Below are 19,307 nucleotides of genomic sequence, written 5' to 3'. Positions count from 1 at the left end.
ACAGGCCACAAGCCCGTCGCCAAGGGAGGTAGCTCGATGGATGCCGTCACCACCGTGCCAACACCGCGGAACGAGCCGGTGCGGGGGTACGCGCCGGGCAGTCCGGAACGCGAGTCCCTGCAACGGCGGCTGGCCGAGCTGGCGGGAGCCAAGCACGACCTGCCGCAGACCATCGGCGGCCGGAAACGCCTCGGTGGCGGGGCCGCGTTCGACGTGGTGGCGCCGCACGACCACGGGCACGTGCTCGGGGTATCGGCGCAGGCCACGCACGAGGACGTGGCGGACGCGACGCAAGCCGCGAAGCAGGCCGCGCCCGCCTGGCGTGAGCTGCCGTTCGACGAGCGCGCGGCGATCTTCCTGCGCGCCGCGGACCTGATCGCCGGCCCGTACCGGGACACGCTCAACGCGGCCACCATGCTCGGCCAGTCGAAATCCGTGCAGCAGGCCGAGATCGACGCCGCCTGCGAGCTGATCGACTTCCTGCGCTTCAACGTGCACTACGCCCGGCGGATACTCGCCGAGCAGCCGAACTCCGTGCCGGGCGCGTGGAACAGGATGGAGTACCGGCCGCTGGACGGGTTCGTCGTGGCGATCACCCCGTTCAACTTCACCGCGATAGCGGGAAACCTGCCGACCTCCCCGGCGATCATGGGCAATACGGTCGTGTGGAAACCGACGCCGACGCAGCAGCTCGCGGCGCAGTTCACCATGCAGGCGCTGGAAGAAGCCGGCCTGCCGCCAGGCGTGATCAACCTGGTGACCGGCGACGGACAGGCGGTCAGCGAGGTCGCGCTGGCCGATCCGGGATTCGCCGGGCTGCATTTCACCGGCTCCACAGCCACGTTCAAGTTCCTGTGGCGGACGATCGCGGAGAACCTGGACCACTACCGCAGCTACCCGCGCATCGTCGGCGAAACGGGCGGCAAGGACTTCGTGGTCGCGCATTCCTCGGCGAACCGGGAAAAGCTCGCCGCCGCGCTGGTGCGCGGGGCGTTCGAATACCAGGGCCAGAAATGCTCGGCGGCGTCACGCGCCTACGTGCCGCGTTCGTTGTGGGACGGCGGTTTCCGTGACGAGCTGGCCGACCTGACCCGCACCGTGAAGTACGGGGACGTCTCGGACTTCTCGGTGTTCGGCGGTGCGGTGATCGATGCGCGGGCGTTCGCCAGGCACGACCGGCTACTGTCCGGTGTGGACAGTGATTCCGCGCTGGATACGTTGGTGGGCGGGCATTGCGACGATGCCATCGGGTATTTTGTGGAGCCGACGGTGCTCGTGTCGGACAATCCGCGGCACGAGGTCTTCTCGACCGAGTACTTCGGCCCGATCCTGGCCGTGCACGTCTACGACGATGGTGAGTACGAGCGCATCCTGGAAACCGTCGACAGCACGGCCCCGTACGCGCTGACCGGCGCGGTCTTCGCCGACGACCGGCAGGCCGTGCAGCAGGCGCACCGCGCGCTGCGGTTCACGGCGGGGAACTTCTACGTCAACGACAAGCCGACCGGATCGGTCGTCGGGCAGCAGCCCTTCGGCGGATCGCGGGCTTCGGGCACGAACGACAAGGCGGGCTCGATGTTCAACCTGATCCGCTGGGCCAGCCCGCGCTCGATCAAGGAAACCTTCGACGCGCCAACGGAAATCGGCTACCCGCACATGGGCTGAAACCGCGTGCCGGCGCCCGGGCACCGGCACGCGGTGGCGATCAGCCGGGGAGCTTCAGTTCGCCGACCTGGTCCGCGGGCGGCGCCTGCACGTCCACCGTCGTGGTGCCCCAGTCGCTGTACTTCATGGTCACCGTGGAGGCACCGGATCCGGGCACTCCGGCCGCCTTCATCTGTTCGGTCATGTCCTCCGTGACCTGCACCGGCAGCAGGCCCGCGTTCAACCACAACTGGGCCGGGTGGTCTTGACCTTGTCCTTGAGCTGGTCCAGTGTCGCCTGCGGGATCCCGGTGCCGGACAGCTTGGCCGTCATCTTCGCGAGGTCGAGGTCGATCCAGTAGTGCGTGACCGGCTGCCCGTCGAGCGTGGTCTGCTCGCTTCGGGCGATGGTGCCCGCCTGCTGGATCTGCCGCAGGTACTGGGACAGGTCGTTCTGCTGGGCCTCCGCCGCGCCCATCTGCTTGCCGAGCGGGCTGTCCGGGTCGACCTTGCCCCAGGGCTTACCGCCGGTGATCCGCGCCCGCACCTGCTCGGGCAGCTGGACGTAGATGACCCTGTCCACGTAGCGCAGCTCTTCGTCGATCGTGCTGACGTGCATGGTTATCTGCATCGCTGTGTTGTCGCCGTCGAAGCGGCCGGCGCCCTGGGCGTTGATGTCCATGCCCGCCATCGAGGACTGCATGGTGAACTTCGCGGACTTCGCCTGCTCGGTGCCGTTCGTGGCCGCGCGGACCAGTTCCTGCGCGTTGCCGAACAGCTGCGGGTCGGCGCTCGGCGTGCCGCAGCCGCTGTGCGCCCCGCAGCCGCTGAGCGCGATCACCAGCTAGGCCGCGCCCATGGCGAGAGCCGTTTTCTTCGTCGAGAAGCCCCTGTCCGGCGATTTGTGATTGGGGTTCATGTTTCCAGACCGGCGCGGGACGTCAGCAACCGCCGCAGCGATTGCAGACGTTTGTTTTCCCCTACTTCGTCGAGCATGCAGTCAGGATCTTCCGGTGCGCCGAGATGTCCGCAACCGGGCGGGCATTCCTCGGCCGCTTCGGCGAATTCGGCGAACGCGGACACGATGTCGTCGGCCGTGATGTGCGCGAGCCCGAACGAACGCACGCCGGGGGTGTCGATCACCCAGCCGCCGTCGGGCAGCGGCAGGGCGATCGCCGCGACGGAGGTATGCCGGCCCTTGCCGACCGCGCTGACTTCGCCGGTGGCCAGCGCCGCATCCGGCAGGAGACGGTTCACCAGGGTGGACTTGCCCACCCCGGAATGGCCGACCAGCGCCGAAACCCGGCCGTGCAAGGTGTCGGCGAGCGGCAGCGAGTCCTCGTCGAACCGGGTCACCAGCGTCGGCACGTCGAGGTCGGCGTACCGCTCGATCAGTTCGTCGGGGGAGGCGAGGTCGGATTTCGTCAGGCAGAGCACCGGGCGGAGGCCACCGGCGAAACAGGCGACCAGGCACCGGTCGATGAATCCCGTGCGCGGCGGCGGATCGGCCAGTGCCGTGACGATCAGCAGCTGCTCGGCGTTGGCCACCACGATCCGCTCGTACGGGTCGGTGTCGTCGGCCGTGCGGCGCAGCACGCTGGTGCGCTCCTCGACCCGGACGATGCGCGCCAGGGTGTCCGGCTTTCCGCTCACGTCACCGACCAGGCCCACCCGATCACCCACGACGACCGGGGTCCGGCCCAGCTCACGGGCCCGCATCGCGGTGACGACCCGGCTCGGATCGTCCTCCACCGCGCAGGTCCACCGACCACGGTCGACCACGGTGACCAGCGCGCGCACGGCGTCAGTGTGTTCCGGGCGGCGCTTGCTTCTGGGGCGGGTGCCACGCCCGGGGCGCACCCGGACATCGCTTTCGTCGAGCTTGCGCCAGTCCCTGCCTGCCAAACCGCGCTCCTTCTGGTCAGTATGTCCGCCACGATGATCCCGCATTTGTGCCACGATGGGTTCCCGAGCACCTGCGAAAAGGAGATGGGCGGATGTGCGGCCGCTACTCGGCGACGAAAAATCCCGCGGCCCTGGTCCAGGAGTTCGACGCCGTGGACGAGACCGGCGGGCAGGCTCGTGAGAACGATTACAACGTCGCGCCGACCAAGAACGTGGTCACCGTGGTGCAGCGGCATCCCCGTGACGCCGAGGGCACCGTGCTGGACGAGGAGCCCGCGGTGCGGAGCCTGCGCGTGATGCGCTGGGGCCTGGTCCCGTTCTGGGCGAAGGACCCCTCGGTCGGCAACCGGATGATCAACACCCGGGCCGAGACGGCGACGGAGAAGCCCGCGTTCAAGCGCGCGCTCGCCAAGCGGCGCTGCCTGGTGCCCGCCGACGGCTGGTACGAATGGCGCCGCGCCGGCAAGCAGAAGGAACCGTTCTTCATGACCGGCGAGGACCTCGCGTTCGCCGGGATCTGGGAGAGCTGGCGCGACAAGAAGAACGAGGACGCCGAGCCGTTGATCACGTTCTCGATCATCACCACCGAGGCGATCGGCAGGCTCACCGACATCCACGACCGGATGCCGCTGCTGATGACCAAGGACCGCTGGAACGCCTGGCTGGACCCGGACCGCGACGAGGTCGGCGAGCTGCTCACCCCGCCGCGCGATCTGGTGGACACGCTGGAACTGCGGCCGGTGTCGGACAAGGTGAACAACGTCCGCAACAACGGCGCGGAACTCGTCGAGCGCGTCGAGGCCGGCCAGGCCGACCTCGACGAGGCCCTGTTCGAACTGCCGAAATGACCCGGATCGAGATCCCGACCCCGCACGGACCGGCACGCGCGGAGCTGCATTGCGCGGAGGAAGGCTCCGCCGTGGTGCTGCTGGGGCACGGCGCCGGCGGCGGCATCGGGGCCAAGGATCTGGTGGCTGTCACGCGCGCCGCGCAGGCTGTCGGCGCGCACGTCGCGCTGGTAGAGCAGCCGTACCGCGTCGCGGGCCGGCGCGCCCCCGCTCCGGCGAAGCAGCTCGACGCCGCGTGGCTGGCGGTGGCCGAGGATCTGACAAAGCGGTTCGATGGGTTGCCGCTGGTGTTCGGCGGGCGCTCGTCCGGCGCGCGCGTGGCCTGCCGGACGGCCGCGGAGGGGCAGGCCGCCGCTGTGCTGTGCCTGGCTTTCCCCGAGCATCCGCCGGGAAAGCCGGAGAAGACGCGGCAGCCGGAGTTGGACGCGGTCACCGTGCCGACGCTCGTCGTGCAGGGCGAGTCGGACCCGTTCGGGCGCCCCGCCGCGGGGCCGCATCACGAGGTGGTGGTCATCGCGGGGACGCACGCGCTGGACAAGGATCTCGAAGGCCTGTCCCGTGCTGTATCGGAGTGGCTTTCGCGGGTGTTGCGCCCGCTCAGCTGACCGCGATCGGCGCGACGGTCGCGGAGGTCAGCTTGATCAGGTCCACCGGCGCCAGTTCCATCTCCAGGCCGCGCCGCCCGCCCGAGCAGAAGATCGTGTCGAACTCCTGGGCCGAAGCGTCGATCACCAGCGGCAGCCGGCTGCGCTGGCCGAGCGGGGAAATACCGCCCAGCACGTACCCCGTCGCGCGCTGCGCCGCGGCCGCTTCGGCCATCTTCGCGCGCTTCCCGCCGACAGCGGCGGCCAGCGCCTTGAGGTCGAGCGAGCCGGTGACCGGCACCACCCCGACTGTCAGCCTGCCGTCGACGTCAGCGATCAGCGTCTTGAACACCCGCGCCGGCTCGACGCCGAGCGCCTCGGCGGCTTCGAGCCCGTACGACTCGTGCTTCGGATCGTGCTCGTAGGTGTGGAGCGTGTGCGCGATCTTCTGCTTCGCGAGCGTTGCTGTCGCCGGGGTTCCCTTGCCTGCCACAGGACCAGACCATATGCCGGGATGCGGAAATCGCGGGAATGCCCCCGGCCGTGTGGTCGTTATGTCGTACGTGATGACGAAACTTGCTCATCCCGTTGACCGGATCGAGGTCTTCTCGCGTCCCGGTCAGCCTGCCGTGCCCGGCCAGGTCAATGGCTCCCGCGTATCCTCGAAGGCGTCCTACGCGTACGGGGAAGGGAAAGGTTTGCCGAGCACGCCGAACAACGAGACATCGAGCTCCGACCAGGAGCGTCCCGAGGAGCGCGCCGAGCGTTTCGAGCGGGACGCGATGCCGTTGCTGGACCAGCTGTACTCGGCCGCCATGCGGATGACCCGCAACCCTGCCGACGCCGAGGACCTGGTGCAGGAGACATATCTCAAGGCTTATGGGGCGTTCAACTCCTTCAAGGAGGGCACGAACCTCAAGGCCTGGATGTACCGCATCCTGACCAACACCTACATCAACGGCTACCGCAAGCGCCAGCGTCAGCCGGTGCAGCAGCCCACCGAGGAGATTTCCGACTGGCAGATCGCCCAGGCGGAGAGTCACACCTCCAGTGGCCTGCGGTCGGCCGAGGTGGAGGCGATGGACCGTCTGCCGGACAGCGACGTCAAGGCGGCGCTTCAGCAGCTGCCCGAGGAGTTCCGGCTCGCGGTGTACCTTGCCGACGTCGAGGGATTCGCCTACAAGGAAATCGCCGAGATCATGGACACACCGATCGGCACCGTGATGTCCCGGTTGCACCGGGGCCGTGCCCAGCTGCGCAACCTGCTCGCCGACGTCGCGCGTGAGCGCGGCTTCATCAAAGGCCAGGCGCAGGAGGTAGCGCGATGACCGCCCGCGAGCCCGCCAAGGACCTGGTCCACTGCCAGGAGGCGCTGGCCGAGATCTACCTGCTGCTGGACAGGGAGTGCAGCCCGGAGCGGGACGCGGAGCTGCGGCGGCACATCGAGGACTGCCCGCCCTGCCTGGAGGAGTACGGCATCGACGAGCAGCTCAAGCAGCTGCTGGCGCGCAAGTGCGGAGGCGATCACGCCCCGGCGGAGCTGAAGCAGAAGCTGCGCGCGTCGATCCGGCAGACGGTGGAGACCCGCGGCGGGGTGACCATCGAGCGCACCGAGGTCCGCGTCGATCGGCGCGACTGAACAACTTCACGAGAAAGGCCCCGGCGATCCCGCCGGGGCCTTTTTCCGCCCGAAACGCCTCAGGCGTTGGGCTTCTTGCCGTGGTTCGCGCCGTTCTTCTTGCGGTCGCGACGCTTACGGGCACGCTTCGACATGAGCACTCCTCGGTCTGACTTACTCCTGCCAGTGTGGCAGGCGGCGCCCGGACTGTGCTGCTCGGGGCGGCCTGCCTTCGGCCGGATTGGTAAGTTGGTTCGACAACCCTGTCCTCCTCAGTGGAGTAATTCTTGTCCACACTTTCCGACCTGCTGGCCGAGAACACGGGCCTGCCGGGCGAGGCCGCCGACCATCTGCAGGCCGTGGTCGCCGAATGGCAGCTGCTCGCGGACCTGTCGTTCGCCGATTTCCTGATGTGGGTGCCGGTGTCGCCGGAGCACAACGCCCAGGGCGGGGATTTCGTCTGCGTCGCGCAGGCCAGGCCCACCACCGCACCCACCGCGCATCCCGAGGATGTCGTCGGCACCCGGTTCACCGTGGAGGAGCATCCGCAGCTCGCGCGGGCGATGCGCGAGACGCGGATCTGCCGCGAGGAGGATCCACACTGGTACCGGGACCTGCCGATGCGGCGGGAGGCGATCCCGGTGTTGTTCGCCGGGAACGTGATCGCGGTGCTCAGCCGCGAGACCAACCTCGCCGCGCCCCGGGTGCCGAGCCCGCTCGAGGTCGCGTACCTCGGCAGCGCCGGCGACCTGTGCCAGATGATCGTCGACGGCACTTTTCCCAGCCCCGATTCGCAAAGCGACGTGCACACCAGCCCGCGCGTCGGGGATGGTCTGATCCGCCTCGACGCGACCGGCAACGTGGTGTTCGTCAGTCCCAACGGCCTGTCGGCGTATCACCGCATGGGCTACGAGTCGGACCTGGTGGGCACGAGGCTCGCGCCGGTCACGCGTTCGCTGATCCGCGACCCGTTCGACGCCACCGAGGTCGCCCACCGGATCCTGGACGCTCTCGACGGCAAGCCGGGCAGCCGCACGGAGGCCGATTCACGTCGGGGTGCCGTGGTGCTGTTCCGCGCCCTGCCGCTGCGCCCGCACGGCCAGCCGGCGGGCGCGCTCGTGCTGGTGCGGGACGTCACGGAGGTCAAGCGGCGCGACCGTGCCTTGCTGTCCAAGGACGCGACCATCCGCGAGATCCATCACCGGGTCAAGAACAACCTGCAGACCGTGGCCGCGCTGCTGCGCCTGCAGTCGAGGCGCACCACGAGCGCCGAGGCCAAGCAGGCCCTGACGGAGTCCGTGCGCCGCGTGGCCTCCATCGCCATGGTGCACGAGGCGCTCTCGGTGTCGGTCGACGAGCGTGTCGAGCTGGATCAGCTGCTGGACAAGGTGCTGCCGATGGTCGGCGAGGTGGCTACCGCCGAGTCCCGGGTGAGCATCCGCCGCACCGGTTCGTTCGGCGTGGTCGTCGCCGAGATCGCCACGCCGCTGGTGATGGTGCTGGCGGAGCTGGTGCAGAACGCTGTGGAACACGCCTTCCCCGATGGCCGCCCCGGCCAGGTCGAAATCTCGGTGACGCGCTCGGCCCGGTGGCTGGACGTGCTGATCAAGGACAACGGCCGTGGCCTGCCCGCCGGCTTCTCGCTGGAGCGGGCGGACGGGCTCGGCCTGCAGATCGTGCGCACCCTCATCGAGTCGGAGTTGCGCGGCTCGCTCTCCCTACGCCGCCTTCGCGACGGCGACAGCCAAGGCACCGAGGCCACCCTGCGCATCCCCCTCAGCCGACGCCTCTAGCGCGACCGCCCACCCAACCTCCGCCGAGCGGCGCGACGGCGCCCCCGCACGGCCCTTAGCGTGGCCACGCGCGTTGCGTTGCTGTCGCAACGCAAGCCGGAAGATCAAAGAAGTCCTCGCCTGCGCCGTCAAGCCTCCGGCAGCAAACGCCAAAAGGGCTGGTACCGAAGTGGTACCAGCCCTTTGAGCGTCTAACTTCGGACCTCAGACGGTCCGGGGTGCGGGCTTTGGACGGGGCCGGTGCAAGGCCTAGTCGAGCCGCGCCATATCGTGTGTGTCAGGCGTTGCTGCGCATGCCAATGTGAGCGCGACGGCGCTTGAGGGCGCGCCGCTCGTCCTCGCTCATGCCGCCCCACACGCCGGCGTCCTGACCACTGGCCAGTGCCCAGGCCAGGCAGTCGGAAGCGACGGTGCAACGGTGGCATACGGTCTTCGCCTCGGCGATCTGCGAGAGAGCGGGGCCGCTGTTTCCCACGGGGAAGAACAGTTCCGGGTCCTCGTCTCGGCAGGCCGCGTCGTGGCGCCAGTCCATTTCTGTGAGCTCCTTCTAAGGGCGCAATGTGATGCGCCACAGTCGTCATGGCGGTCGTTTTTTTGGGGTGCTTGTGAATGCTTTCACGAAGCACCGCTTTCGACAAGGGTTTTTTGGAGATCGGTGAGTCAGCTCACCTGGTCGGGCGACCGCGCTGACCTGCGGTTTCTCTCCGAAACACCGTTCCGATGGGAAGGACCTTGCGGTGAGCGGGGCCTTGGTGTCGACGAGCGGCAAGTTGCACTTTGCTGCCTACGATCACCGGAAACGGCTCGTCAGCGGGGGCCGGTCAGACCAGCACGGTCAGTGCGTTCGGTACGCTGACGAACTCGACCCTGGTCCGCGGACCCACCGGATCTCCGTCCACCTGGAAGTTTACCGGCTCCTCGGCCGTGACCCCGACCTTCGGCAGATCATCGAAGCGCACCAGCTTGCGCCCGCGGTGCTTGGCCTGCGCGCGCAGCGCCTGCCGCACGTGCCGGTAGACGGCCGGCAGGCCCAGGGTGCGCGGCGCGAACAGGCCGAGGCCGGTGTCGAAGGAGGTGCCGGTGTTCAGGTGCACCGGGCGCGGGCCCAGATAGCTCCACGGGTCGGTGTTGGAGACGAAAGCCGTGCGGACCTCGATCGGCTCTTCGCCGGGGATGTGCACGGTGAGCGGGGTCCTGCCACGCGGCGGCCGGAAATAGCAGCTCACGGCGGCCCGCATGTACAGCAGTGCGTTGGTCTGCTTGCCGCGGCGATCGGCGACGGTGGCGACGACGTCGGCGTCCCAGCCGAGGCCGGCGTTGAAGGTGAACCACTGCTCGTCCGCCCGGCCGAGGCCGACCGTCCGGCTCTGGCCGCCCTCGATGGCGTGCAACAGCTGGTGGGTGGCCTCCATCGGATCCCGCGCGATGCCGAGGGCACGGGCGAACACGTTCGCCGAGCCGCCCGGCACGACGCCGAGCGCCGGCACTTCACCGGGCCCGTCCGTGAGCAGGCCGTTGACCACCTCGTTGACCGTGCCGTCCCCGCCGTGCGCCACCACCAGGTCGATGCCGTCGCGCGCGGCGCCACGGGCGACCGCGAGCGCGTGGCCGCGGTAGTCCGTCTCGACCACCTCGAGTTTGACCTGGCTGGCCAGAGCATGCGCCAGCACATCCCGCCCGCCGGCGGTGGTCGAGGTGGCCTGAGGGTTGACGACGAGAATCGCGCGCACAACCGCAGGGTAGGTGAAGAACCGATCCGCGGTACGGCGCCGGAGTGCGAAGTCACCCTGGCACGCGGACAGCTGCGCGGAGCGAGGTCACGTTTCCGTTGCGAGTGCCGGAGGACCTCCTGCTCTGCCGCTGGTCACCAATCCGGCGGCAGCCACGGCGGACTGGCCGCACACCACTCGGCTGCCGGTCGCGTTCGCCTGCTTTCGGTCGCATTGGTGACAAGCGCCGAACCGCTTGTCGTGACAAGTGCACCCGGGCCGACCGCCCGCTCGCCGACGACATACAGATCTTGTCCCGGATGGCGGCGGTTCGAAAACGGCCGACCGGGTGGCATACCATCGAAAGTGCTCACACAAGGTCACAGCCGCAGGTGGAAGGCGCGTTTCCCGTGTCGATCTCAGACAAGATCCTGCCGGCGCCCCGCGAGGTCCGGGCCGCCGGTCTCGTCACCGCGCTGCCAGGGCTCGGGCTGCTGGTGTTCGGAATCGTGCTGCTCGCGGCGTCGGGCACCTCCGACGCGCCGAAGAACAACGTGTGGGCCGAGGGTGCGTTCTACATCCTGTTCGCGCTCGCCGTGCTGTTCTGCGCCGTCGGGCTGTCGTTCGGGCACACGTGGGCGCGTTCGCCGGGCGTGGTGATGGCGCTGATCACCGTCGGCATCGGCTGGTACCTGGCGGCGCCGTCCGGTCAGCCAGGGCCCGGAGTGCCGGTCATCGTCGTCGGGGTGCTGATCCTCGTGCTGCTGTTCCGCCAGCCGTCACGGGCGTGGGCGCTGGGGCAGCAAGAGGGGGAGACCGAGGAGGAGGCCGCCGAACGGGGCGGTTTGGAGGGCCGCGCCGCCCGGCGGGAAAAGGACCGCTAGGCCGATTTGGCGAGCTTTTCCAGGGCGCTGTCGGTGAGGCGGTAGACCGTCCACTCGTCCATGGGGACCGCGCCGAGCGACTTGTAGAACCCGGTCGCCGGGTTCCAGTCCAGCACCGACCACTCCAGCCGTGCGTAGCCCTGCCGGACGCACTCGTCCGCGAGGGTGGCCAGCAGTTTCTTGCCGAGGCCGGAGCCGCGCATCTCCGGGCGGACGTAGAGGTCCTCCAGGTAGATGCCGTGCACGCCGCGCCAGGTGGAGAAGTTCAGGAACCACACCATGAAGCCGACGATCTCGCCGTCGGCTTCGGCGACGTGCCCGAACACCGCCGGGGTCTCCCCGAACAGCGCGGTGCGCAGCTTTTCACCGTCCAGCCGGCATTCCGCCGGCGCCTTCTCATACGCGGCCAGATCGTGCACCAGCTGCACGACAGTGTCTACATCGGACTCGGCAACGCGGCGGATCTGAACCAACGGGGACCTACCTAGGACGGGGGGATGTTCAGGTTTTCGATCTTGGGCTCGCCCCGTTCGTCGCCGAGCACCGTGACCCCGGCCGGGTCGAGTCCGAAGTGGACTCCGGCGGCGGCCTGCAGGCCGATCCAGCGGGCCACCAGCACCCGGCTGAAATGCCCGTGCCCGATCAGGATCACCTCGGTTTCGGCAAGTACGGCGCGCACCCGGTCGAGGAGCTTATCGGCACGGGCGCCGACCTCGTCACTGTTTTCCCCACCGGGGCTGGGGTGGGTCCAGACCGTCCAGTCCGGGACGGTCTCCCGGATCTTCGCGGTGGTGATCCCCTCGTACTCGCCGTAGTCCCATTCGGCGAGGTCTTCGGTGGTCTCGTCGACCACGAGGCCGGCGAGCTCGGCCGTGCGCACCGCGCGCTGCCGTGGGCTGGACAGCACCAGCGCCGGCCCGCTGCGTAGCCCGTTGAGCGTCAGCCCGGCGGCCCTGGCCTGGCTTTCACCTGCCGGGGTCAGCGGGACGTCGGTGCGACCGGTGTGCCGTCCGTTGACGGACCACTCGGTTTGGCCATGTCGGAGAAGGAAGAGCTCGTGGTCCACGCTTGCGAATATAGCCACCGGTCTGCTTGGCTACCGGCGAGTAACAAGGTGGTGTGAGATGACCCAAACGCATTCGCTGTGGCGCAGGCTGTCCCGCGTGCCCGGTGGCAACAGGCTGTTCTCGGCGGCGATGTGCCTGCGTGTGCCGTATTTCCGCACCGTGCTGCCGACGGTGCGGGAGCTGCGTCCGGGTCACTGTGAGGTGACTGGGCCGCTGTGGTGGGGTGTGCACAACCACATTCGCACTTTTCACGCGATAGCGGCATGCAACCTCGCGGAGGTCGCGATGGGGATGCTCGCCGAGGCGACTGTGCCCGCTACGCACCGTTGGCTGCCGAAGGGGATGACCGTCGCGTACGTCGCGAAGGCCAAGACGAGTCTTCGTGCGGTGGCGGAACTCTCCGAGCTGCCGGAGTTCGGCGACGAGGGGTTCGAACTCGACGTGCCGGTGACGGTCTCGGACAACGTGGGGCAACCCGTGGTGACCGCGACGATCACCGTGTGGATTACCAGGAGCAATCGGTAAACGGCGTTTACAGAGACGTCGAACGCGAATATGGTTCGCGTCATGTCGACCTCCTTGTCTCGCAGACGTTTTCTCGGTGTGGCCGCGCTGAACTCGGCAGCGGCGTTGGGTCTGACCTCGATTTCCCTGCCCGGCACAGCTTCGGCCGCGCAGTCCGCCGACTACTCCCCGGCGGTGATCATCGGCACCGGCTACGGCGCCGCGGTCACCGCGCTTCGCCTTGGTGCGGCTGGGGTTCCGGTCGTCATGCTGGAAATGGGCCAGCTGTGGAACACGCCCGGCGGCGACGGCAAGATCTTCACGAACATGCTCAGCCCCGACAAGCGCTCGATGTGGTTCAAGAACCGCACCGAGGCGCCGCTGGCCTCGTTCCTGTGGCTGGACATCGCCAACCACGACATCGACCCGTACGCGGGCGTGCTCGATCGTGTCCACTTTGGAGACATGTCCGTGTACGTCGGCCGTGGCGTCGGCGGTGGTTCCCTGGTCAACGGGGCGATGGCCGTGGTTCCGAAGCGTTCGTACTTCGAGGAAATCCTGCCCGAGGTCGACGCCGACGAGATGTACGGCACCTACTACCCGCGCGCCAATGCGGGCCTCGGCGTGAACAGTGTCGACCAGACCTGGTTCGAAAGCTGCGATTCCTACCAATACGCCCGGGTTTCGCGTAAACACGCACACAACGCCGGGTTGACGACCGCATTTGTGCCCAGTGTTTATGACTTCGGTTATCTGCGCCAGGAAGAGGCCGGCCAGGTGCCCCGCTCGGCGCTCGCCTCGGAAGTGATCTACGGCAACAACTACGGAAAGCGCTCGCTGGACAAGAGTTACCTCGCCGCGGCGCTCGGCACCGGCAACGTCACCATCCAGACCCTGCACGAGGTGCGGGACCTCGCGCAGCAGTCCGATGGCAGCTACCTGCTCACCGTCCGGCAGCGCGACGTCGACGGCAACGTGCTGGCCACCAAACAGATCGGCACGAAGTACCTGTTCCTCGGCGCGGGCAGCCTCGGTTCCACGGAGTTGCTGGTGCGGGCGCGGGAAACCGGGAAACTGCCCGCGCTGGACGATTCGGTCGGCCAGGGCTGGGGCACCAACGGCAACGTGATGCTGGGCCGCGCCAACCACATCTGGGACCCGGTCGGCTCGCTGGAGTCCGGGATGCCGGCGCTGGGCATCGACGCCTGGGACGACCCGCGGTATCCGGTGTTCGCCGAGATCGCGCCGGTGCCCGCCGGCATCGAGACCTGGGCGAGCCTGTATCTGGCGATCACCCGCAACCCCGAGCGCGGCTACTTCACCTACGACGCGGCGAGTGACTCCGCCCGGCTGCAGTGGGAGATCTCGCAGGGCCAGGCATCCATCGACGCCGCGAAGCACCTGTTCGACAAGATCAACTCGGCGAACGGCACGATCTACCGTTACGACCTGTTCGGCGACACCCGCGCGTTCGAGAACCGGTTCACCTACCACCCGCTGGGCGGCCTGGTGCTGGGCAGGGCGACCGATCTCTACGGCCGGGTCAAGGGCTATTCGAACCTGTACGTGACCGACGGTTCGCTGATCCCCGGCAGTACCGGGGTGAACCCGTTCGTCACGATCACCGCGCTCGCCGAGCGCAACATCGAGCGGGTCATCGCGCAGGACATCAGGTGAGTTCGTCGCGCAGCGCCTTGTAGTGCGCCAGGCAGGCGTTGTAGTCCGGCAGCAGACCGGACTCCAGCGCCTGCGCCAGCGTCGGCGCCGCAGTGTCCTTTTCGGACAGAATCGGGGGCACGCCGTCGGGCCATGGCAGGTCGAGCTCCGGGTCCAGCGGCGTGATCCCGTGCTCGGCGCCCGGGTTGTATCCCGTGGAGCACAGGTAGGACATCGCGGTGTCCTCTTCCAGCGCGACGAACGCGTGCCCGAGGCCCTCGGCCACGTAGACCGCGTGGAAATCCTGCGAGTCGAGCCGTACCGCGTCCCATTTGCCGAACGTCGGTGAGCCGACGCGCAGGTCGACGATCACGTCCAGGAGCGCGCCGCGCGGGCAGTACACGTACTTCGCCTGCCCCGGCGGGGTGTCCGCGAAGTGCACGCCGCGGATCGTGCCGCGCCGGGACACGCTGTGGTTGGTCTGCCCGAGGCGCAGGCGGTGCCCGAGCGTCTCGGTGACCGCCTGCTCCTGGAACGGAGCCACGAACAGCCCGCGGTGATCGGGAAACTTGGGCGGGGAGAACTCGTAGGCGTCCAGGACGGCCAGCTCGCGCACCTGCATACGCTCACCATATCCACGGCCAACCAAGCCGGACGGACGTCTTGCTATCAGGGCCTTGACCTGCCGTTTTTTGTGATGTCAGCCGCACCTGAGGATCACTACCTGCGCCGGGCCTGCCACACTGGTGGGACCGCCGCGTCCGCGGCCGTCGCCTCACCAAGGGCTGGGACGGCCGAACCGGACGCCTGGCCGGTAGGCGGCGCCACCGCGCCGGGCTGCCGAGCAGCAGGAACCAGTTCGTTACTGGGGGATCGGGGAGGTCCCCGCTCGCAGTCCCGGGAGGGATTCGTCATGACTTCAACGACAGGGAAAGTGATGCAGGAACAGGACACGTCGCCGGTGACCGACGAGGAGATCTTCGGCGGTCACGAGGGCGGCAAGCTGTCCGTCGCGGCCGCGAGGCCGATCTCGAAGCCGCGCGACCTGTCCATCGCGTACACGCCGGGCGTCGCGAAGGTCAGCCGCGCCATCGCGGAGGACGCTTCGCTCGCCCAGCGCTACACCTGGGCCGACAGGCTGGTGGTCGTGGTCAGTGACGGCACGGCCGTGCTGGGCCTCGGCGACATCGGCGCGAGCGCCTCGCTGCCGGTGATGGAGGGCAAGTCGGTGCTGTTCAAGACCTTCGGCGGGCTGGACTCGATCCCGCTGGTGCTGGACACCACCGATGTCGACGAGATCGTCGAGACCCTGGTGCGGCTGCGCCCGTCGTACGGCGCGGTCAACCTCGAGGACGTCTCCGCGCCGCGCTGCTTCGAGCTGGAGGACAAGCTCAAGGAGGCGCTGGACTGCCCGGTCATGCACGACGACCAGCACGGCACCGCCATCGTCACGCTCGCCGCACTGCGCGGAGCGAACCTGGTGCTGGGCCGCGACATCGCCGACCAGCGCGTGGTGATCTCGGGTGCGGGCGCGGCAGGCGTCGCCTGCGCGCGGATCCTGCAGGAGGCCGGGATCGGTGACGTCACGCTGCTGGACTCGAAGGGCATCATCCACGAGGGCCGCCCGGGATTGAACCCGATCAAGGAAAAGCTCGCCGGGAGCACCAACTCCGCAGGGCTGCGGGGCGGACTGGCTGAGGCGCTGCGCGGTGCCGACGTGTTCCTCGGGCTGTCCGGCGCGACCATCGAGCCGCACCTGCTCGAGGAGATGGCGTCCGATTCGATCGTCTTCGCGCTGTCGAACCCGGACCCGGAGGTGCACCCGGACGACGCGGCCAAGTACGCCGCGATCGTGGCCACCGGGCGCAGTGACTTCCCGAACCAGATCAACAACGTGCTGGCCTTCCCCGGGGTGTTCCGGGGCGCGCTGGACGCGGGGGCGCGGGCGATCACGGAGAACATGAAGCTGGCCGCCGCCGAGGCCATCGTCGCGGTGGCGCAGGACGATCTCGGCCCGGACCGGATCGTGCCCAGCCCGCTGGACCCACGGGTGGCGCCCGAGGTCGCCGCCGCGGTGGCCAAGGCGGCTGTGGAAGACGGGGTTACCGGATAGGGTAGCCGCGAGGCTGTGACGGACGGCCGGTCTCCTCGACGGGAGGCCGGCCGTTCTCCGCGATTCGGAGGCTGGCGTGGGCATTGAGTTCCGGGGTGTCACCAAGCAGTACCCGGGCGGCACGGTGGCCGTCGACGATCTGAGCCTGACCGTCGAGGACGGCACGATCACCGTGTTCGTCGGGCCTTCGGGCTGCGGGAAGACCACTTCACTGCGGATGATCAACCGGATGGTCGAGCCGACGGGCGGCGCCGTGCTGCTGGACGGTAAGGACGTCCGCGAGTCCGACCCACCGGTGCTGCGCCGCGGCATCGGTTACGTGATCCAGAACGCCGGCCTCTTCCCGCACCGCACGGTGCTCGACAACGTGGCCACGGTGCCGCTGCTGTCCGGCTGGGGCAAACGCAAGGCGCGTGCCCGCGCGGCCGAGCTGCTGGACACCGTCGGCCTGCCCACGGAGCTCGGAAAGCGTTACCCCGCACAGCTTTCCGGTGGTCAGCAGCAGCGTGTCGGGGTGGCCCGCGCGCTGGCGGCGGACTCGCCGGTGCTGCTGATGGACGAGCCGTTCTCGGCCGTGGACCCGATCGTGCGCGAGGGGCTGCAGGACGAGCTGCTGCGCGTGCAGTCGCAGCTGGGCAAGACGATCGTGTTCGTGACGCACGATATCGACGAGGCCGTCCGGCTCGGCGACAAGGTCGCGGTGATGCGGGTGGGCGGCAAGCTCGCGCAGTACGGCACGCCCGCCGACGTGCTGCGGCATCCGGTGGACGACTTCGTCGCCTCGTTCGTCGGCAGGGACCGGGGTTACCGCGGTCTGTCCTTTGTGGATGCCGTCGGAGTGGAGGTGAAGGACATCGCCACGGTCGAGCTCGGGGAGACGGTGTCGGGCCCGGTGCAGGACTGGCTGCTCGCGGTCAACGCCGAGCGCAAGCCGCGCGGGTGGCTCGCCCCGGAATCCACTGTGGACGGAGCGCTGACCGAGGTGGATCTCGTCGCGGGCGGATCGTTGTACCAGCAGGGAACGGCGATCCGTGGCGCGCTGGACGCCGCCCTGTCTTCGCCCGCCGGGCTGGGCGTGGTGGTGGACGACGACGGCCGCGCTGTCGGCGCGGTGACGGCGCGGCAGATCCTGGACGTGCTCGAGAACCGCTCCTGACCTCCGGCCCTACTTTCGGGCGGGGCTGTTCGAGTGCCGGGGCTTCCCGGCGGTGGATTGTCGCTTTTACTCTCGGTATCGCATTCGCTACGTGAATGCTTTTCACCCCTTGCGGTCCGGTCTGTGCCTGCCGGACCGGCCCTGCCAAGGAGGAATGCATACCGTGCGCAAATCCACTCTCAGATCCCTTACCACGTTCGGCCTGGCCTCGGCCGTGGCCGTCGTCGCGGCCGTCGCCACGAGCGCGCCCGCGATGGCGAAGGAGGGCTCGATCGTCGGTGCCGGCGGCGCCGACGCGATCTCCGGCAGCTACATCGTCGTGCTCAAGGACGGTTCCACTGCCGTCGACACGCTCGCCGGCAAACTCGGCGGCGTGCTGCACCAGAAGTTTTCCACCGCCCTGCACGGCTATTCGGCCACGATGACGGAGGCGCAGGCCAAGCGCGCCGCCGCCGATCCTTCCGTGGCCTACGTCGAGCAGGACCATCTGTTCACCATCGCCACCGACCAGCTCAACCCGCCGTCGTGGGGCCTGGACCGGGTCGACCAGCGCTCGCTCCCGCTGGACAGCAAGTACACGTACACGACGACGGCGTCCAACGTGCATGCCTACATCATCGACACCGGGATCAACCTGACCCACAGCGATTTCGGTGGCCGGGCCAAGTCCGGCTATGACTTCGTCGACAACGACAGCAACGCCACCGACTGCAACGGCCACGGCACGCACGTCGCCGGGACCGTCGGTGGCAGTGCTTACGGTGTGGCGAAGGGCGTGCAGCTGACCGCGGTGCGCGTACTCGACTGCTCGGGCTCCGGCACGTACGCCGGGGTGATCGCCGGGATCGACTGGGTGGCCCAGAACGCCGTCAAACCCGCCGTCGCGAACATGTCCCTCGGTGGCAGCGCCTCGACTTCGGTGGACAACGCGGTGAAGAGCGCCATCGCCGCCGGCGTCACCTTCGCGGTCGCCGGTGGGAACGACAACACCAGTGCCTGCAACAGTTCCCCGGCCCGGACGGCGGAAGCCATCACCGTGGGCGCCACCACGAGCACCGACGCACGGGCCAGCTACTCGAACTACGGGAGCTGCCTCGACATCTTCGCGCCGGGCAGCAGCATCAAGTCGGACTGGATCGGCAGCACCACCGCCACGAACACCATCAGCGGCACGTCGATGGCGACGCCGCACGTAACCGGCGCGGCGGCGCTGTACCTGGCCACGCACACCGCGGCCACCCCGGCGACGGTGCGCAATGCGCTGGTTGCGGCGGGAACCACCGGCAAGGTGACCAGCGCCGGCAGCGGTTCGCCCAACGTGCTGCTCTACACGGGTAGCTAGTCGATGCGTTACCGGGCCCCGTCGCGGAGCGGCGGGGCCCGGGTTCTTTTGGGACACAACCGAGTCGAGTGGTCATCCCGTCGCCGGCGACCCCGAAATCACTTTGAGCCAGGCCCGCACCCTGCGCCGAACCGGCGGCCGAGCACACAAAGCGCACGGGTCTGGCTCAAAGTGATACTCCTGGGAGTAGGCGACGGGATGACCACCGACGCAACCACCTACCTGTGGTGAGTTGACTGCGTTCCCCTGGTCATCCTTGAGCCTGCCCCCTCAGGCGAGGAGATCTTTTGATCTTTTTCCCTTGCGCAGCAACGGTTGCGTTGCGGCAGCAACGGCCGCGCGTGGCCGCGCTCTGTGACCCCACCCCCGCCCCAATCCGCGCAGTGTTCAACGGTCGCCGCACCGTGTCAAGGCGGGAAAGATGCCTTGACACGGCACGTCGACCGCTGAGGGCGCTGGGGATCGGTTCGGGGGAGGGGTGTGGG

21 protein-coding genes and 1 pseudogene are annotated in these 19,307 nt (G+C 68.7%); 12 read left to right on the top strand and 10 right to left on the bottom strand.

Going from position 1 to position 19,307, the window contains the following annotated elements; translation table 11 throughout:
• The first annotated feature begins 36 nt into the window (after window positions 1–36).
• Window positions 37–1,665 carry an L-glutamate gamma-semialdehyde dehydrogenase gene (pruA, locus tag VHD82_RS16695; RefSeq protein ID WP_325703940.1) on the top strand — a complete coding sequence of 543 codons (1,629 nt, stop codon included), beginning with the start codon at window positions 37–39 and terminating at the stop codon, window positions 1,663–1,665.
• 40 nt (window positions 1,666–1,705) lie between these two features.
• Here the strand turns inward: pruA and VHD82_RS16690 are convergent, their stop codons facing one another.
• The 3 genes from VHD82_RS16690 to rsgA all read right to left on the bottom strand — a co-directional run bounded on the left by VHD82_RS16690 (window position 1,706) and on the right by rsgA (window position 3,548).
• Window positions 1,706–1,849, bottom strand: coding sequence for a hypothetical protein (locus tag VHD82_RS16690; RefSeq protein WP_325703938.1), 144 nt, complete (start codon window positions 1,847–1,849; stop codon window positions 1,706–1,708).
• A 35-nt stretch (window positions 1,850–1,884) separates the two neighbouring features.
• A complete protein-coding gene (locus VHD82_RS16685) occupies window positions 1,885–2,484 on the bottom strand; it encodes a hypothetical protein (RefSeq protein WP_325703936.1) in 600 nt (199 codons plus the stop codon).
• Between the two features lie 74 nt (window positions 2,485–2,558).
• Window positions 2,559–3,548, bottom strand: coding sequence for a ribosome small subunit-dependent GTPase A (gene rsgA / locus VHD82_RS16680; protein ID WP_325703934.1), 990 nt, complete (start codon window positions 3,546–3,548; stop codon window positions 2,559–2,561).
• A 92-nt stretch (window positions 3,549–3,640) separates the two neighbouring features.
• On the opposite strand from rsgA, the gene VHD82_RS16675 reads away from it, so the two are divergent.
• Both VHD82_RS16675 and VHD82_RS16670 read left to right on the top strand, forming a co-directional pair.
• A complete protein-coding gene (locus VHD82_RS16675; protein WP_325703932.1) occupies window positions 3,641–4,396 on the top strand; it encodes an SOS response-associated peptidase in 756 nt (251 codons plus the stop codon).
• The gene (locus VHD82_RS16670; protein ID WP_325703930.1) at window positions 4,393–5,001 is read left to right on the top strand and encodes an alpha/beta family hydrolase; all 609 of its coding nucleotides are present in this window, start codon (window positions 4,393–4,395) and stop codon (window positions 4,999–5,001) included. Before VHD82_RS16675 ends, VHD82_RS16670 begins: the two co-directional genes overlap by 4 nt.
• Here the strand turns inward: VHD82_RS16670 and ybaK are convergent.
• Window positions 4,994–5,473, bottom strand: a complete 480-nt coding sequence (gene ybaK / locus VHD82_RS16665; protein ID WP_325703928.1) for a Cys-tRNA(Pro) deacylase — start codon at window positions 5,471–5,473, stop codon at window positions 4,994–4,996. The two genes, VHD82_RS16670 and ybaK, sit on opposite strands and share 8 nt — an antisense overlap.
• Before the next feature lie 70 nt (window positions 5,474–5,543).
• Here ybaK and VHD82_RS16660 point away from each other — a divergent pair, with 70 nt between their 5' ends.
• Both VHD82_RS16660 and rsrA read left to right on the top strand, forming a co-directional pair.
• On the top strand, window positions 5,544–6,308 hold the full coding sequence (locus VHD82_RS16660; protein ID WP_414637534.1) for a sigma-70 family RNA polymerase sigma factor: 765 nt from the start codon (window positions 5,544–5,546) through the stop codon (window positions 6,306–6,308).
• Entirely contained in the window at window positions 6,305–6,619 is a 315-nt protein-coding gene (gene rsrA, locus VHD82_RS16655) for a mycothiol system anti-sigma-R factor (protein WP_325703926.1), read from the top strand. The genes VHD82_RS16660 and rsrA overlap by 4 nt, the downstream gene beginning before the upstream one ends.
• A 59-nt stretch (window positions 6,620–6,678) precedes the next feature.
• Here the strand turns inward: rsrA and VHD82_RS36810 are convergent, their stop codons facing one another.
• Window positions 6,679–6,753, bottom strand: a complete 75-nt coding sequence (locus tag VHD82_RS36810; protein ID WP_098515123.1) for a 50S ribosomal protein bL37 — start codon at window positions 6,751–6,753, stop codon at window positions 6,679–6,681.
• A gap of 132 nt (window positions 6,754–6,885) precedes the next feature.
• Here VHD82_RS36810 and VHD82_RS16650 point away from each other — a divergent pair, with 132 nt between their 5' ends.
• Window positions 6,886–8,391: a sensor histidine kinase gene (locus VHD82_RS16650; protein WP_325703923.1), complete on the top strand. Its 1,506-nt coding sequence runs from the start codon at window positions 6,886–6,888 to the stop codon at window positions 8,389–8,391.
• 277 nt (window positions 8,392–8,668) lie between these two features.
• On the opposite strand, the gene VHD82_RS16645 is transcribed toward VHD82_RS16650, so the two are convergent.
• Both VHD82_RS16645 and VHD82_RS16640 read right to left on the bottom strand, forming a co-directional pair.
• A complete protein-coding gene (locus VHD82_RS16645; RefSeq protein ID WP_144748923.1) occupies window positions 8,669–8,923 on the bottom strand; it encodes a WhiB family transcriptional regulator in 255 nt (84 codons plus the stop codon).
• Window positions 8,924–9,212: 289 nt separating this feature from the next.
• A complete protein-coding gene (locus VHD82_RS16640; RefSeq protein WP_325703918.1) occupies window positions 9,213–10,121 on the bottom strand; it encodes a diacylglycerol/lipid kinase family protein in 909 nt (302 codons plus the stop codon).
• Window positions 10,122–10,510: 389 nt separating this feature from the next.
• Here VHD82_RS16640 and VHD82_RS16635 point away from each other — a divergent pair, with 389 nt between their 5' ends.
• Window positions 10,511–10,984 (top strand): hypothetical protein, encoded by a 474-nt coding sequence (locus tag VHD82_RS16635; RefSeq protein ID WP_325703915.1) that lies wholly within the window; start codon window positions 10,511–10,513, stop codon window positions 10,982–10,984.
• Here VHD82_RS16635 and VHD82_RS16630 read toward each other — a convergent pair.
• A complete protein-coding gene (locus tag VHD82_RS16630) occupies window positions 10,981–11,457 on the bottom strand; it encodes a GNAT family N-acetyltransferase (protein WP_325703913.1) in 477 nt (158 codons plus the stop codon). The genes VHD82_RS16635 and VHD82_RS16630 overlap by 4 nt on opposite strands.
• Before the next feature lie 11 nt (window positions 11,458–11,468).
• On the bottom strand, window positions 11,469–12,050 hold the full coding sequence (locus VHD82_RS16625; RefSeq protein WP_325703910.1) for an acid phosphatase: 582 nt from the start codon (window positions 12,048–12,050) through the stop codon (window positions 11,469–11,471).
• 58 nt (window positions 12,051–12,108) lie between these two features.
• Between VHD82_RS16625 and VHD82_RS16620 the strand changes: the two genes are divergently transcribed.
• Entirely contained in the window at window positions 12,109–12,576 is a 468-nt protein-coding gene (locus VHD82_RS16620; RefSeq protein WP_325703908.1) for a hotdog fold domain-containing protein, read from the top strand.
• 42 nt (window positions 12,577–12,618) lie between these two features.
• Window positions 12,619–14,232, top strand: a complete 1,614-nt coding sequence (locus VHD82_RS16615) for a GMC oxidoreductase (RefSeq protein WP_325703905.1) — start codon at window positions 12,619–12,621, stop codon at window positions 14,230–14,232.
• Here the strand turns inward: VHD82_RS16615 and VHD82_RS16610 are convergent.
• Complete coding sequence (locus VHD82_RS16610; protein ID WP_325703902.1) at window positions 14,225–14,833, bottom strand: dTDP-4-dehydrorhamnose 3,5-epimerase; 609 nt, start codon at window positions 14,831–14,833, stop codon at window positions 14,225–14,227. The two genes, VHD82_RS16615 and VHD82_RS16610, sit on opposite strands and share 8 nt — an antisense overlap.
• A gap of 291 nt (window positions 14,834–15,124) precedes the next feature.
• On the opposite strand from VHD82_RS16610, the gene VHD82_RS16605 reads away from it, so the two are divergent.
• From VHD82_RS16605 to VHD82_RS16595, 3 genes and pseudogenes are all read left to right on the top strand, one after another.
• Window positions 15,125–16,324, top strand: coding sequence for an NADP-dependent malic enzyme (locus VHD82_RS16605; protein ID WP_325703899.1), 1,200 nt, complete (start codon window positions 15,125–15,127; stop codon window positions 16,322–16,324).
• Between the two features lie 76 nt (window positions 16,325–16,400).
• Entirely contained in the window at window positions 16,401–17,480 is a 1,080-nt protein-coding gene (locus VHD82_RS16600) for an ABC transporter ATP-binding protein (RefSeq protein ID WP_325703896.1), read from the top strand.
• Window positions 17,481–17,634: 154 nt separating this feature from the next.
• A pseudogene (locus VHD82_RS16595) lies at window positions 17,635–18,819 on the top strand (S8 family peptidase); the annotation flags it as partial.
• Between the last annotated feature and the right edge of the window lie 488 nt (window positions 18,820–19,307).

This window comes from Amycolatopsis sp. (genome assembly GCF_035546795.1).
Taxonomy (GTDB): Bacteria; Actinomycetota; Actinomycetes; order Mycobacteriales; family Pseudonocardiaceae; genus Amycolatopsis_E.
Note: the sequence above shows the minus strand (reverse complement) of the source record. Positions and strands in the feature narration are given on the sequence as shown.